Raw genomic sequence first — 14,008 nt, 5'->3', positions numbered from 1 at the left:
GCGGCGCGGTGCAACTGCTCCCGCACAAACCAATCGTCTGCTGCCATGTGCCGGCCATTGCCTTGCCTCATGTGGGCAAGCCCCGCTGCACCTTCCACGCCAGCGGCAAGGTCAGCAGCAACAGCGCCGCCAGCGCCAGCAGGGCCGTGGGCACGCCGGCCTGGTCGCCCAGCGCGCCGAACAGCACGGGCGACAGCGCCCCGCCGCCGATGCTGCCAGTATAAAACAGGGCGAACGCATGCTCGCGCTTGCCGGGTTCGGCCAGTTCCGGCACCACGCCGTACAGCACGGACGAGGTGCCATTCAGCGCCAGGCCCAGCAAGGGCAGCATGGCCATGATGCCGGCCAGCGGCAGCCACAGGGCCGCCACGACCAGCAGCGAAGTCATCGATTCCGTCAGCCACACGGTCTTCATCATGCCGATGCGCGCCCCCAGGTAGCCGCACAGCAGCTTGCCGAAGGCGCCGCCCACAAACAGCAGGGACAGGGCCACGCCGATGCCGGCCGTGCCAGCGCCCTTGCTTTTCAATAAAAATGGCAAAAAGGTCAGAAACCCCATGCGCACGGCGCTGTCCAGGGTGCCCGTGGCCAGCAAGGCACGGAAGCTGGCAGGCGACCCGCCGCCCGCCATGGGCTTGATGACTTTCTTCTGGCTGGCCCGGATATCGCCCGGCTTGGGCAGCAGCCACCACAGCAGGCCGGCCGCCGCCAGGCCCAGCAGTCCCAGCAAGGAGACGCTCGCTTGCCAGCTGCACACCAGCAACAGCAAGCCCACGAGCGCGGGAATCAGGGTCTTGCCGATATCGCCGGCGAAATTGTAGTGCGACAGCGCTTCCTTCACGCCGCCGCCGGCCTCGTGCGTGTCCGTGACGATGGACGAGGCCAGCGGATGCTGGGTGCTGGCGCCCAGGCCGCCCAGCAGCAAGGCGAGCAGCAGCACGGCCAGGCCGCCCGCCTGCCCCGCGACGAGATAGGCGATGCCGGCCAGCGCCGTGCCGCCCACCAGCATGCGCTCGCGCCCCCAGCGTTTCGCCAGGCGGCTGGCCAGCAGCTGGAAACCGGCCATCATGCCCGAATACGATCCCCGCAGCAGCCCCACCATCGCATAGCTGATGGCAAACTGCGCCTGCCAGATGGGCAGAAGTACGTAGATCACGTCCGTCAAGCCGTCATGCACGGCATGCGCGCTGCAGGCGGCGAACAGCGAACGGCGGCGCAGGGATTTATCGGAAGGAGAAGATACGGCGGCAACAGCGGCGGCGGATGGTTCGGTCATGACTTCGGCAGAAAAACGATGTGGACAGCGCAAGCTTACTACAGGGGCTGGCGGTGCAGCAGCACCTTGCCATACGTGCTCCAGCTGCGCGTGCCAGCCACCTCAGGATCGATGGCAAAACGGCAACCCTGCACATAGGTTACAGCCGCCTCGACCAGTTCCGCTGGCAGGCCCGGCGCTTCGGCCACGATGCGCGCAGGGACGCCTTCGCTGCCGATCAACATGCGCAGCACGACGCCGCTGTCATTGCTGGCCGACTTGTCGAGATTGTTATAGCCCTGGACGCGGCGGGAAGGCTGGCAGCTGCCGGGCACCAGCAAGGGACGCAAGAGCTCGGTATCGTCCAGGTGCCATGCATATTGAACACTAAAAGTTTCCTTGCCCCCCCTGTCAGCCGGGAACACGCACTGGCGCACATTGCTCAGCGCCGCATCGTCCAACATTTTCCACCCCGAACTGCGTGCCACGGACGCCGTTGCCACCTTGCCATCCTGCCCTACGGAAAAGCGCATGGTCGTCTTGCCATCGAGCTCATACCGGCGCGCTTCCTGCGGATACACTTGCGGCGGACAGGTCGCGCCCGGCATCGCCTGGCCAAGCCCGGGCAGGATGGCCAGCACCGCTGCCACACGGCGGAATGGGAAGCTTGCTTCATGCATCGGCATCGTTACTCCAGCAATTGCTATTGAATAATTTTTCAATTTTAGCAAATTGTCATGCATGCCAGCAAGCCGCTGGCCAAGCGACGGCAGGCGCGCCACCGTGCAACGATGGCGCGCCTGCCTGTGCGAACCTTGCCTGCCCGCTTATTTGGCCATCGCATCCTTGTCCATCGCATCCTTCTTCATTTCATCCTTTTTCATAGCATCTTTCTTCATGCCGTCTTTTGCCATGCCATCCTTGGCCATGTGGTCCTTCTTCATATGCTTCTTCGCCATCGGTTTTTTCATGCCATCCTTGTCCATCGCATCCTTGTGCATGGCATCGGCCGAGGCGTCCTTGGCCATCGGGTCTTTCTTCATGGCGTCCTGGGCGAAGGCGGCGCCCGACAGGAGGATGGCGGAAGCGAGGATGGCGGTGATGGTGGTTTTCATGATATGTCCTTGTCTCAGTGTTGGATGGGCGAGATTGCCCGGTGGTAAAGCTGTTGCCGTGCTACGGGTGCTGCTTGCTAATAAATAACAGGAAGGCCGGGAGGTGGTCAGGGCCAGGCGCATTGCCGCAGGCAGTACGCCTGGTACGGCAAGGCAAGGCAACATGGCCGCCTTTGGCGTCTTCCTAGGAACCGCCGAACCAGTTGTAGCCCTGGTCCTCCCAATACCCTCCCGGATAGGTGTTCGTGACGAACATGGCCTGGATATGCTTGGGATTCTTGTAGCCCAGCTTGGTCGGCATGCGCAGTTTCATCGGGTAGCCGTACTTGGGCGGCAATTCCCGGCCGTCGTAGCTCAGGGCCATGATGGTTTGCGGATGCAGGGCCGTGGCCATGTCGATGCTGGTAAAGTAATCGTCGGCGCACTTGAAGCCGATGTATTTCGCCGTCGTGTCGGCGCCGATACGCTTCAGGAAGTGGGCGAACGGCACGCCGCCCCACTTGCCGATGGCGCTCCAGCCTTCCACGCAGATGTGGCGCGTGACTTGCGTTTCCTGCGGCAAGGCGCGCAGCTGCGGCAAGCTCCACGGCCTTTTGTCGGCGACCAGGCCGCTCAATTCCAGCCGCCAGGCGTCGCCATCGACCTCTTCCACCTCGTCCTCGCCGTAATACGCGTTGAATGGAAACGGCCGGGTAATCATGGAATCGGGATACGTCGGCGCCAGTTTGTTCGGATCGAAGAGCCAGCCCTGTACCCGGTCGTTCATGCGCGACACGGCAGCCAGGGCCGTATCGATGCTGGCAGCGTCGCTGACATTGCAGCCCGTCAGCAAGGACAAGCCGCCCAGGGTCAGGCCGCGCTGCAGGAACAGGCGCCGCGACGGCTGCTCTATCCTGCGCAGGGCGTCCGCCAGCATGGCCTGGCCCTGTTCCTGCACGATGATGGTTTTTTTCATGCTCATCTCCTTTAGCGTCCCCGCAGCATGGCCAGCAAGGTGCGCGGCACCAGCGCCACCATTACCAGATGCACGCCGACAAAGCCCGCCAGCAGCGCCATGGCGATGAAATGCACGCGGCGCGCGCCCTCGTAGCCGCCCATCAGCTCGCGCAGCAGGGGAAACTGCACGGATTTCCACAACACCAGCCCGGACAGCACCAGCACGATGCAGTCGAGCATGACGAACAAGTAGGCGGCGCGCTGCACCATGTTGTAGTGGCGCGGGTCCGCATGCGCCAGCCTGCCTTTCAAGGCAGCGATGAAGTCGGCCAGCAGCAGGCGCGGCGAAAGCGGAAAGAACTGGCGCCGCAGGCGTCCCGAGGCAATATTGATCAGCAGATACAGCAGGCCATTGGCCGCCAGCAGCCACATGGCGGCGAAGTGCCATTGCAGGGCGCCGCCCAGCCAGCCGCCCAGGGTCAGCGCGCGCGGCAGTTCGAATGGAAAGAATGGCGCCGCGTTATAGATGCGCCAGCCGCTGGTGGCCAGCACGACGACGGCCACGGCATTGAGCCAGTGCGTGATACGCAGCCAGGCGGGGTGGATGGTGGTGTGGGCAGGCATCACAGGACTCCCTGGGCGCATTGCGCCGTGCTGACGGCTTGCAGGATGGCGCTGCTGTCGGGCCGCTGCACGAAGGCCACCACTTGCAGGCGCTCGGGGCGCCAGCTGGCGGGCAGCGTGACTTCACGGCGCAGCCGGGCACGGCCCTGCGCCAGCGCCACGGGCCCCAGCCACAGCCGCACGGCCGCGTCGTGGTGCAGGGTGGCGCCGCGGTTTTCGCCGCGCAACACGGTCGAGACGATGCCGCTTTCGCTGATGGCCAGGTACAGCTCGCCGCTGGTGCGCGCATCGGGCGCCGCCGCCTGCGCTTCCAGCAGCAGCTTGCCGTCCGGCCCCGGCGTGGCGCTCAAGCTGATGTTGACGGGCGCGCCCGTCGCATTGATGCGGCGGATGGCCGTCGGCAGCTGCGCATCCCAGTTGCGCAATTCCGTGCCGCCGACGAAAAACTGTGGCGTGTAGGCCACGTGGCGCGGCTGGTGGCGCAGCAGGCCGGCCTGGCGCGCATCGAACTGCGGCTGCGCCAGCGGGTCTTTCCAGCCGATCTGGTCCCAGTACGTGACGTGCAGGGCCAGGGGCACGATCAGGCTGGACGCCCCTGCTTCCTGGCGCAGGGCGTTCAGGCGCTGGTCCGCGGGCGGGCAGCTGGAGCAGCCTTCGCTGCTGTACAGCTCCACCAGCGCCGCCGTCTGCGGCCCGCTTTTCACGGCGCAGGCCTGGCCGCCAGCCATTTGCGCCATGGCCGGCCCTGCCACGACCGTGCCCAGCACGGGTAAAAGGAATGTTGCAAGGCGGTGCTTGATGTCCATGGTCTTTCACCGGTATATTGAATTAAGAAGCGTGCTTGCCAGTCAATTCGACGCCGCATGCGGATTGGTTACAGCCGCCAGCAAATAATTTGAGATTTATTTTTTTCAACGCCTGTCACCAAAGGCCTGCATGCAACGAATACCCGTAAGCGAACACCTGCATGGCACGGAATTGCGGCTGCATGGCTTGATGCTGCGCGGGCTCGACGGCGATGCGTTGGCTTACCGCAGCTTCCTGCAGGCTACCAGCGGCCACTTGCGCGCCTTCCTGCGGCGGCGCCTGCAGCGCTGGCCGGACGAGGTGGAAGACCTGGTACAGGAGTGTCTGCTGGCCATCCACAACCAGCGCCTGACATATGACACGGGCGTGCCGCTGACGTCGTGGATCCACGCGATCGCGCGCTATAAACTGATCGACTGGCTGCGCCGGCATGCGCGCCGCGAGGCGCAGCACTTGCCGTATGACGAAGAAGACGGTACGCAGGAACTGTTTTCCAGCGCCGATGCCGAGGCGGCCGAGGCCAGCCGCGACCTGGCGCAATTGCTGCAGACCCTGCCGGCGCAGCAGCGCGACGCCATCGTGCATACCAAGCTCGATGGCTGGTCCGTGCGCGACACGGCAGCCGCCATGCATATTTCGGAAGCCAGCGTCAAAGTGGCCGTGCATCGCGGCTTGAAGGCACTGGCGGCCAACATAAGGACAAGCAATGAAGGGATCGCACCATGAAAACCGATGACTTGATCGCCATGCTGGCCAGCGGCCCGGACGTGGCCGCCGCGCCGCCGCCGGGCGCGTACTGGCGCGCCAGCGCCACCCTGGGCGCAGGCATGCTGGCCAGCGTGGCGCTGATGGCCATGCTGCTGGGCGTGCGCCCCAACCTGGAACAGCTGGCCCTGCTGCCGGACTTCTGGATCAAGGTCGGTTTCGTCATTGTTCTCTCCCTGGCGGCCTGGCATGTCAGCCGCCGCCTGTGCGTGCCGGGTGCGCCGACGCGCGCCCTGCCCCTGCTCATCGCCGTGCCCTTGTTCCTGATGTGGGCGCTGGGCGCCATCATCTTGCAGGAAGCGCCCGCCGAACAACGGGCCGAGCTGTTCTGGGGCGCCACCTGGCGCAGCTGCCCGCTGCTGATCGCCATGCTGTCGCTGCCCATCCTGGCCGCCGTGCTGCGCCTGATGCGCCAGCTGGCGCCCACGCGCCTGCGCCTGGCGGGTGCCGCTGCCGGGTTTGCCGCCGGCGGCATGGCCGCCCTCGTCTACTGCCTGCACTGCCCGGAAATGGCCGCCAGCTTCGTCGGCTTCTGGTATGTGCTGGGCATGCTCGTGCCCACCGCCATCGGCGCCGCCATCGGCCCCAAGGCGCTGGCCTGGTAAGCGCACTGTCGCCGCAAGCGGCCAGCCGGTCAAGCGGCTTTTTTGCGTCTATCGACTTCATATCCGCAAAATCACGCATTCTCACGCACTTCTGCGCTTGCCCGCGTGCCCCTGCACACGCGCCGGCATAGTGCAAGCGGCTATCGCCAGCGGCCACCGAGCTGTCTTTTCTTGTCCACAAAATATTTATTCTTACTAGCGTGCAAGATACGCGTAGATTCGATCTCGTGCGCCAGCCACTGACGATCCGACGGCCGTTCATTCCGCCACCAAAAAATAAATCGTGGGAAATTGAATCTGATCGTGCTGGCGCCCCGTACAAGTCCTGCAGCCCCGTAATTCCAGCAAGTCCTGTCACTGCGTATAACAATTCAGGGAGAATCGACATGTCTTTGTACCATTCGAGAACCGCACTGGGCACCGCCCTCCTGGGCAACCTGCTCGCCGTATCCATCACCTTGGCCTTCGCGCCAGCCGCCTTCGCTTCGAGCCACCGCGAAGCACCGTTCATCACGCAAAACCCGAAAGTCGACGCCACTGACTTTTACATGTTCCGCAGCTATGAAGCGGGCCGCGGCGCCTACACCACCCTGGTGGCCGACTACGTGCCGCTGCAGGATGCCTACGGCGGCCCGAACTATTTCGCCATGGATCCCAACGCCCTGTACGAAATCCATATCGACAATAACGGCGACGGCAAGGAAGACATCACCTTCCAGTTCCGCTTCACCAACACCATCAAGGATGGCCAGTTCACCGTGGGCGGCAAGAAAGTCTCGATTCCCCTGGTGATCAACGGCGGCGCCATCGACACCGTCAACCCTGCCGGCCTGAATGTGCGCGAAACGTATAGCGTGACCGTGGTGCGGGGCGACCGCCGCAGCGGCACGCGCAGCAGCGTCACCAATGCCACGGGCGGCGGCACGACGTTCGACAAGCCCGTCGACAATATCGGCAACAAGGCCATCCCCAACTATGCCGCGTATGCGGCCCAGCACGTGTACTCGGTGAATATCCCCGGCTGCGCCACGCCGGCGCGCATGTTCGTCGGCCAGCGCAAGGACCCGTTCGTGGTGAACCTGGGCGAAACGTTCGACTTGATCAACATCAAGGCGCCCGCCACGGAATTCGCCGCGAATGCGGAGTCGGCCGCCAAGGACGACCTGGCCAAGAAAAACGTCACGGCCATCGAAATGGAAGTGCCGACCGCCTGCCTGACGGCGGGCAGCGACCCCGTCATCGGCGGCTGGACCACGGCCAGCCTGCGCCAGGGCCGCTTGCTCAATCCGGCGCCGGGCACTACCACCACGGCGTCGAAAGAAGGCGGCGCCTGGGTGCAGGTGTCGCGCCTGGGCATGCCGCTGGTGAATGAACTGGTGATCGGCCTGAAGGACAAGGACCGCTTCAACGCCAGCAGGCCGTCGGCCGACGCGCAATTTGCCGATTACGTCACCAACCCGACGGCGCCGGCGCTGGTGGAAGTGCTGTATGGCTCGGCTGGCGCCAAGGCGCCCACCAACTTCCCCCGCAATGACCTGGTGGCCACCTTCCTGACGGGCATCAAGGGCGTGAACCAGCCGGCGACCGTCGTCGCCTCTGAAATGCTGCGCCTGAATACCTCGATCGCCGCCACAGCCGTCGGCGGGCAAAACCGCCTCGGCGTGATCGGCGGCGATAACGCGGGCTTCCCGAACGGCCGCCGCCCCGGCGACGACGTCGTCGACGTGGTGCTGCGCGTGGCCATGGGCAAGCTGTGCACCCTGAACATCGGCTGCGCCCCGGCCGATGCGCCGGCCGGCGGCCTGCACTTCACGGATGGCGCCTACCTCGATGAGACCTTCTTCACGGCAGGCTTCCCTTACCTGAAAAATCCCGTGGCCGGTTCGCCACAAATGTAAGCCAGACAGGAGAACGCGATGAAAAAGTTCCATGCAATCGGCGCCCTGGCGCTCGCTGCCCTGCTGGGCGGCTGCGGTGGCGGTGGCGGCAGCAGCACGGACAGCGGCAAAGTCGACGGCACGCCGCCGCCCGTAGCCCTGTTCGATGCGTTTTATGTGGCTGTCAGCAACGTCATCCTGACCACCAGTGAAGACAAGGAAGGCGTCAGCATCGATGCCATCATGGCAACGTCTCCGGAAACCACGGAGCCGGTGCCGCTGTAAGTCGTTGGCGGGCGCCGGCAAGCTCATGCTCCGGCGCCCGTGCCTGCCCCCCATCCTGCGGACACGATGAAAATAGCCCTTTCCCTGCTGTGCGCCGGCCTGCCCCTGCTGGCATGGGCCGCGCCCTACACGCCGACCGATGGCAGCGCCGTCATCGAGCAGTTGCCGCGCCGCGCCGACGCCACGCAGCTCGCATTGCGCGGCTTGCGCCAGCAATTGAATGCCACCCCACAAGACCTGCCCCTGGCCAGCGGCCTGGCGCAGCGCTATATTTCCCTGGCCCGCAGCGAAACGGATCCGCGCTACCTGGGCTACGCGCAAGCGGCGCTGGCGCCGTGGTGGCGGCAGGCCGCGCCGCCCGTGCCCGTGCGCCTGCTGCGCGCCACCATTTTGCAAAGCACCCACCAGTTCGGTCCCGCGCTGCAGGATCTCGACGCCGTCATCGCCCAGGAACCGGGCAATGGCCAGGCCTGGCTGACGCGCGCCACCGTGCTCACCGTGCAGGGCGACTACGCGAAGGCGACGGCCAGCTGCGCGCGCCTGTCCGCCCTGACCACCCAGCTGGTCACCGTCACCTGCATTGCCAACGTGGCCAGCGTGACGGGCCGCGCGGCCAGCAGCGAGCGCCTGCTGGACCTGACCTTGCAGCGCAGCGCCGGCGTGGCGCCCGAGCTGGAAAGCTGGGCCTTGACCCTGCTGGCGGAAATGGCCACGCGGCGCGGCGAGACGGCCCTGGCCGAGGCCCGCTACAAGACGGCGCTGGCGCGGCAGCCGCGCGACAGCTATCTGCTGGGCGCCTACGGGGATTTCCTGCTCGACCAGCAGCGCCCGCGGGAAGTCGTCCAGTTGCTCAAGGACCAGCAGCGCATCGACGCCCTGCTGCTGCGCTACGCGCTGGCCCTGCAGACGCTGCCCGGCCAGCAGGCGCCATTCCAGGCCGCGAAGGCGGAACTGGCGGCCCGCTTCAACGCCGCCATGCAGCGCGGCGACACCGTGCACCAGCGCGAGCAGGCCCGTTTCGCCCTGTTCCTGCAGCAGGACGTGCCGGCCGCCGTGCAGCTGGCGCAAAAGAACTGGGCCATCCAGAAGGAAGTGCCGGACATGCGCATCCTGCTCGAAGCGGCCCTGGCTGCGCGCAACTACGGCGCGGCCCAGCCCGTGCTGGCGTGGATCGGCGCCAACGGCGTGGAAGACGTGGCCCTGCACCGACTCGTCAGGCAGCTGGGGCCGCTGGACGGCCAGAAACTCAGCGCCGCCAGGAAAGCGGGGGCATCGTGACACGGCGCCTGTCCTTGCTGTTCCTGCTGCTATGCGCCTGGCTGGCCCCCGCGCAGGCGCACAAACCCAGCGACAGCTATCTGAGCCTGGCCGTGCACGGCCAGCAGATCGAGGGCCAGTGGGACATCGCCCTGCGCGACCTTGATTTCGCCATCGGCCTCGATGGCAATGGCGACGGTGCCCTGACGTGGGATGAAATCCGCGCGCGCCACGATGCCATCGCCGCCTACGCGCTGCAGCGCCTGCAGGTGGCCAGCGACCAGGGCGCCTGCCCCCTGCGCGCCACGCAGCAGCTGATCGACAGCCACACGGACGGCGCCTACAACGTGCTGCGCTTCCAGGCCACCTGCCCCGGCACCGCGCCAGCGACCCTGTCCATCGGCTACACCCTGTTCGCCGACCTCGATCCGCAGCACAAGGGCTTGTTGAAACTGGCCGGCGATGGCGCCACGCAAACGGCCATCTTCGACCCGGACCGCCCGCGCCAGACCCTCTCGCTGGCCGCGCCCGACCGCCTGGCGCAGTTCGGCGCCTACGTCAGGCACGGCATCTGGCATATCTGGATCGGCTACGACCATATCCTGTTCCTGCTGTCGCTGCTGCTGCCGGCCGTGCTGCTGCCTGGCTTGCGCGAGCAGCAGCAAGGCTTGAAGGCGGCCTTCTACGACGTGCTGAAAGTCGTCACGGCCTTTACCCTGGCCCATTCCATCACCCTGACCCTGGCCAGCCTGTCGCTCGTCTCGCTGCCGTCGCGCTGGGTCGAGTCGGCCATCGCCGCCTCCGTGGTCCTGGCCGCGCTGAACAACCTGCTGCCCCTGTTCCGCGGCAAGCGTCCCGTGGCCGCCTTCGCCTTCGGCCTGATCCACGGCTTCGGCTTTGCCAGCGTGCTGCGCGACCTGGGCTTGCCGCAGGGGGCATTGCTGGCCAGCCTGTTCGGCTTCAACGTGGGCGTGGAAATCGGCCAGCTGGCCATCGTCGCCGCCTTTTTGCCCCTCGCCTGGCTGTTGCGCAAGACCTGGTTCTACCGGCAAGTGCTGACCGTGGGCTCGCTGGCCATCGCCCTGGTGGCCGCCGTGTGGCTGGTGGAGCGCTTGGCCGATATCAAGCTCATTTCCGCCTAGCGGCGACCGGATCGTTGCTGGCCCGACTGCGCCGTGGCCCCTGGCATGGAAAGCGTGCAGGCCAGGCTAGGCGCTGGAAACGCATCGGCACATCGAAGTCCCGTACAGCGCCCACCACGGCTCGCTGCTGCTCTGGCGCCCGCCCTGGCTGCTGCGCCGCCACGGCGGCAACAACCAGCGCGTGTTCAAGCTGCGTCACGCGGGCGGCCTGTGGTCGAGGAAAACGCGCTGGCGTGCGAGCGCGCCAGGCGTCGACCGCTATAACGTGCGCAGCAGCCGCGACGTGCGCGCGCATAATGGCTTGACCACCGTCTTTTTCGATGCGGCCAGCGGCGACACCATCCGCAGCTGGATCAGCGCCCTGCACATGGCGTCGATGTGGGGCTGGCCCTTAAGCTTTTCATCTGCGCCATGGGCGCGATGGGCGCGATGGTGGCGGGCCTGAGCGTATCGGGCGTGCTCGTCTGGCGCCGCAAGCGCCGGGGCAAGGCAAAGCCCAGGCCAAAGATGGCGGCGATTCATTAGTGCAGCTAATAGGAGCATGCGGTTTATGGCGGCTTATCAACTAACTGGCTTGCCGCTAGACTGATTCATATCTGGCTGCTACCGCGACCATACCTTCAAGGAGTCCCAAATGAACCATGTCACCCTGAACAATGGCATCCGCATGCCCATCGCCGGCTACGGCGTCTTCCAGATCCCCGACCCGGCCGAATGCGAGCGCAGCGTGATCGACGCCATCGCTGCCGGCTACCGCCTGATCGATACGGCCGCCTCGTACATGAACGAAGCGGCAGTCGGCAAGGGCATCCGCCAAGGCGGGGCGCCGCGCGAAGACCTGTTCGTCACCAGCAAGCTGTGGGTACAGCACACGGGCTACGAGCGCACGGCGCAGGCGATCGACGACTCGCTGCGGCGCCTGCAGCTGGACTACCTGGACCTGTACCTGATCCACCAGCCATTCGGCGACGTCCATGGTTCCTGGCGCGCCATGCAGGACGCCTGCCGCGGCGGCAAGCTGCGCGCCATCGGCGTGAGCAATTTCCATACGGACCGCCTGATGGACATCATCGCCTTCAACGAGATCGCGCCGGCCGTCAACCAGATCGAAGTCAACCCCTTCCACCAGCAAGCCGACAGCGTGGCCTTCATGCTCGAACATGGCGTGCAGCCGCAGGCATGGGCGCCGTTCGCCGAAGGCCGCAACAATCTGTTCCAGAATGAAGTGCTGCTGGGCATCGCCGGCAAACACGGCAAGTCCGTCGGCCAGGTGGTGCTGCGCTGGCTGACGCACCGGGGCATCGCCGTGCTGGCCAAGACCGTGCGCCGCGAGCGCATGGCGGAAAACCTGGCCATCGTTGATTTCGACCTCGACGACGCCGACATGGCCGCCATCGCCACCCTGGAAACGGGTGTCAGCAGCTTCTTTTCGCACCGCGATCCCGCCATCGTCCAGTGGATGGCCGAACGCAAGCTCGATATCTGAGGGAAGCGCCATATGCCAACGAGACAAGCGACGGCCACGGGCCGCCGCGGCTTCCTGCTGGCCGCGGGCAGCCTGGCCGCCACGCCCATGCTGGGCCAGGCACAGCTGGCTGCGCAGACGACACCGCCCGGCCGCCGCAAGCTGGGCACGCTGGAAGTATCCAGCCTGGGCCTGGGCGTGCAAAACATGAGCCGCACTTACCAGACGACGATTCCCAGCCGTGCCGAAATGCACCGCATCATCCGCGCGGCCTACGAGCGGGGCATCACCTTGTATGACGCGGCCGAAGCCTACGGCCCGCACGAAGTGGAACGCATTCTCGGCGAAGGCGTGGCGCCCTTCCGCGACCAGGTGGTCATCGCCACCAAGTTCGGCTGGAATATCGACCAGCAGACGGGCGAGCGCCGCCCCGGCCTGAACAGTCGCCCCGCGCACATCAAGCTGGTCGTCGAGGGCATGCTCAAGCGCCTGCGCACGGACCGCATCGACTTGCTGTACCAGCACCGGGTCGACCCTCAAGTACCGATCGAGGACGTGGCCGGCGCCGTGCAGGACCTCATGCGGGAAGGCAAGGTGCTGCACTGGGGCATGTCCGAGATGGGCTTGACCACCCTGCGCCGCGCCCATGCCGCCCTGCCCGTTTCTGCCGTGCAAAGCGAATACTCGATGCTGTGGCGGGGCCCGGAAGATGGCGTGCTGCCCCTGTGCCAGGAGCTGGGCATCGGTTTCGTGCCGTGGAGCCCGCTGGGCGTGGGCTTCCTGACGGGCGCCATCGATGCGAAGACCCGCTTTGCCGAGGGCGACATCCGCCAGCTCGAATCGCGCTTCGCGCCGCCGAACTTGCCGCACAACCTGGCGCTGCTGGCCCTGCTGCAAGTGTGGGCCGCGCGCAAGCAGGCCACGCCGGCGCAAATCGCCCTGGCCTGGCTGCTGGCGCAGCAGCCGTGGATCGTGCCCATTCCCGGCACCACGCAGATGGCGCACATGCTGGACAACATCGGCGCGGCGCGGGTGCGTTTGACGCCGGCGGAAGTGGCCGAGCTGAACCAGGCCGTGGCCGCCATCAAGGTGCAAGGGGCCAGGCTGCCCGATGCCGTGCTGGCGTATTCCGGGGTCGAGGCGGCCAGTCGGTAGGGCGCGGGGTCGCCTGCGACGGGAAATGCAAAAAAACAAGGCCTTGACCCCACGGCCCTGGATCCGGGGGCGCCCCCGGCATTTGCGCCCGCGGTAAAGCAACAATCTTGATACCGTACGCCGTTCAGGGGAAGCCGATACATCCCGCCGGCACGGCAGCGGCCAGCCACACGCCATTGTCCGCCACATGAAACACGTGGCCTTGCGCCTGCATGGCGGCCGCGTCCACCGTCAGCACGACGGGCTTGCCATGGCGCGCGCCGACGGCCATGGCCGTTTCACGGTTGGCCGACAAATGCACATGGTTGCGCGACCCGGGCAGCAAGCCTGCCGCGCGTATCGCGTCGACGAAGCGGCTGGCCGTGCCGTGGTACAGCATGGCCGGCGGCGTGGCGGGCGGCAGACCGATATCGACGGCGGCCAGCGAATGGCCCTGGTTGGCGCGGATGCGCGTGCCGTCGGCACTGATGGCATAGCGCGTCTTGCTGTCGCGTGCCACCACGTCCTCCAGTTGTTCACGGGAAAGGTGGCGGCCATGCCGGGCCGATTGCGCCAGCAACTGGCCGATGTCGGCCCAGCCATGGGGATCGAGCACGAGACCGATTTTCTCGGGAGCATGACGCAGGATGAGGGAGAGGAATTTGCTGGTTTGTACTAAATTATCTGTCATTCAATCTTGTTATGTTAATTATCCACTGGCGCCCACGACGGGCGCCATGG

The 14,008-nt window shown here is 66.0% G+C and carries 16 protein-coding genes; 9 read left to right on the top strand and 7 right to left on the bottom strand.

Annotated features, from left to right (window positions below; all coding sequences use genetic code 11):
* Positions 1-67: 67 nt before the first annotated feature.
* The 6 genes from ACZ92H_RS14850 to ACZ92H_RS14825 form a co-directional block, all read right to left on the bottom strand.
* Positions 68-1,276: an MFS transporter gene (locus tag ACZ92H_RS14850; protein ID WP_465049950.1), complete on the bottom strand. Its 1,209-nt coding sequence runs from the start codon at positions 1,274-1,276 to the stop codon at positions 68-70.
* Positions 1,277-1,314: 38 nt separating this feature from the next.
* Positions 1,315-1,941, bottom strand: a complete 627-nt coding sequence (locus tag ACZ92H_RS14845) for an energy transducer TonB (protein ID WP_465049949.1) — start codon at positions 1,939-1,941, stop codon at positions 1,315-1,317.
* A 141-nt stretch (positions 1,942-2,082) separates the two neighbouring features.
* Complete coding sequence (locus ACZ92H_RS14840) at positions 2,083-2,370, bottom strand: pentapeptide MXKDX repeat protein (RefSeq protein WP_465049948.1); 288 nt, start codon at positions 2,368-2,370, stop codon at positions 2,083-2,085.
* Between the two features lie 184 nt (positions 2,371-2,554).
* Positions 2,555-3,286 (bottom strand): molybdopterin-dependent oxidoreductase, encoded by a 732-nt coding sequence (locus tag ACZ92H_RS14835; RefSeq protein ID WP_465050061.1) that lies wholly within the window; start codon positions 3,284-3,286, stop codon positions 2,555-2,557.
* 50 nt (positions 3,287-3,336) lie between these two features.
* On the bottom strand, positions 3,337-3,930 hold the full coding sequence (locus tag ACZ92H_RS14830) for a cytochrome b/b6 domain-containing protein (protein ID WP_465049947.1): 594 nt from the start codon (positions 3,928-3,930) through the stop codon (positions 3,337-3,339).
* Positions 3,930-4,736: a DUF1223 domain-containing protein gene (locus tag ACZ92H_RS14825; protein ID WP_465049946.1), complete on the bottom strand. Its 807-nt coding sequence runs from the start codon at positions 4,734-4,736 to the stop codon at positions 3,930-3,932. The genes ACZ92H_RS14830 and ACZ92H_RS14825 overlap by 1 nt, the downstream gene beginning before the upstream one ends.
* Before the next feature lie 130 nt (positions 4,737-4,866).
* Here ACZ92H_RS14825 and ACZ92H_RS14820 point away from each other — a divergent pair, with 130 nt between their 5' ends.
* From ACZ92H_RS14820 to ACZ92H_RS14780, 9 genes are all read left to right on the top strand, one after another.
* Complete coding sequence (locus ACZ92H_RS14820; RefSeq protein ID WP_465049945.1) at positions 4,867-5,463, top strand: sigma-70 family RNA polymerase sigma factor; 597 nt, start codon at positions 4,867-4,869, stop codon at positions 5,461-5,463.
* The gene (locus tag ACZ92H_RS14815) at positions 5,460-6,107 is read left to right on the top strand and encodes an NrsF family protein (protein WP_465049944.1); all 648 of its coding nucleotides are present in this window, start codon (positions 5,460-5,462) and stop codon (positions 6,105-6,107) included. Before ACZ92H_RS14820 ends, ACZ92H_RS14815 begins: the two co-directional genes overlap by 4 nt.
* Positions 6,108-6,493: 386 nt before the next feature.
* Positions 6,494-8,005, top strand: coding sequence for a DUF4331 domain-containing protein (locus ACZ92H_RS14810; protein ID WP_465049943.1), 1,512 nt, complete (start codon positions 6,494-6,496; stop codon positions 8,003-8,005).
* An 18-nt stretch (positions 8,006-8,023) separates the two neighbouring features.
* Positions 8,024-8,269, top strand: a complete 246-nt coding sequence (locus ACZ92H_RS14805; protein ID WP_131368999.1) for a hypothetical protein — start codon at positions 8,024-8,026, stop codon at positions 8,267-8,269.
* Positions 8,270-8,335: 66 nt separating this feature from the next.
* Positions 8,336-9,547: a tetratricopeptide repeat protein gene (locus tag ACZ92H_RS14800; protein ID WP_465049942.1), complete on the top strand. Its 1,212-nt coding sequence runs from the start codon at positions 8,336-8,338 to the stop codon at positions 9,545-9,547.
* Positions 9,544-10,668: a HupE/UreJ family protein gene (locus tag ACZ92H_RS14795; RefSeq protein WP_465049941.1), complete on the top strand. Its 1,125-nt coding sequence runs from the start codon at positions 9,544-9,546 to the stop codon at positions 10,666-10,668. The genes ACZ92H_RS14800 and ACZ92H_RS14795 overlap by 4 nt, the downstream gene beginning before the upstream one ends.
* 181 nt (positions 10,669-10,849) lie before the next feature.
* Positions 10,850-11,113, top strand: a complete 264-nt coding sequence (locus tag ACZ92H_RS14790) for a hypothetical protein (protein WP_465049940.1) — start codon at positions 10,850-10,852, stop codon at positions 11,111-11,113.
* Between the two features lie 189 nt (positions 11,114-11,302).
* Positions 11,303-12,154: an aldo/keto reductase gene (locus ACZ92H_RS14785; protein WP_131368995.1), complete on the top strand. Its 852-nt coding sequence runs from the start codon at positions 11,303-11,305 to the stop codon at positions 12,152-12,154.
* Positions 12,155-12,166: 12 nt separating this feature from the next.
* Positions 12,167-13,288 (top strand): aldo/keto reductase, encoded by a 1,122-nt coding sequence (locus ACZ92H_RS14780; RefSeq protein WP_465049939.1) that lies wholly within the window; start codon positions 12,167-12,169, stop codon positions 13,286-13,288.
* Between the two features lie 124 nt (positions 13,289-13,412).
* Here the strand turns inward: ACZ92H_RS14780 and ACZ92H_RS14775 are convergent, their stop codons facing one another.
* Positions 13,413-13,958 carry an RNA 2'-phosphotransferase gene (locus ACZ92H_RS14775; RefSeq protein ID WP_465049938.1) on the bottom strand — a complete coding sequence of 182 codons (546 nt, stop codon included), beginning with the start codon at positions 13,956-13,958 and terminating at the stop codon, positions 13,413-13,415.
* Between the last annotated feature and the right edge of the window lie 50 nt (positions 13,959-14,008).

This window comes from Janthinobacterium foliorum (assembly GCF_978021625.1).
This window is presented reverse-complemented; position numbering and strand designations above follow the sequence as displayed.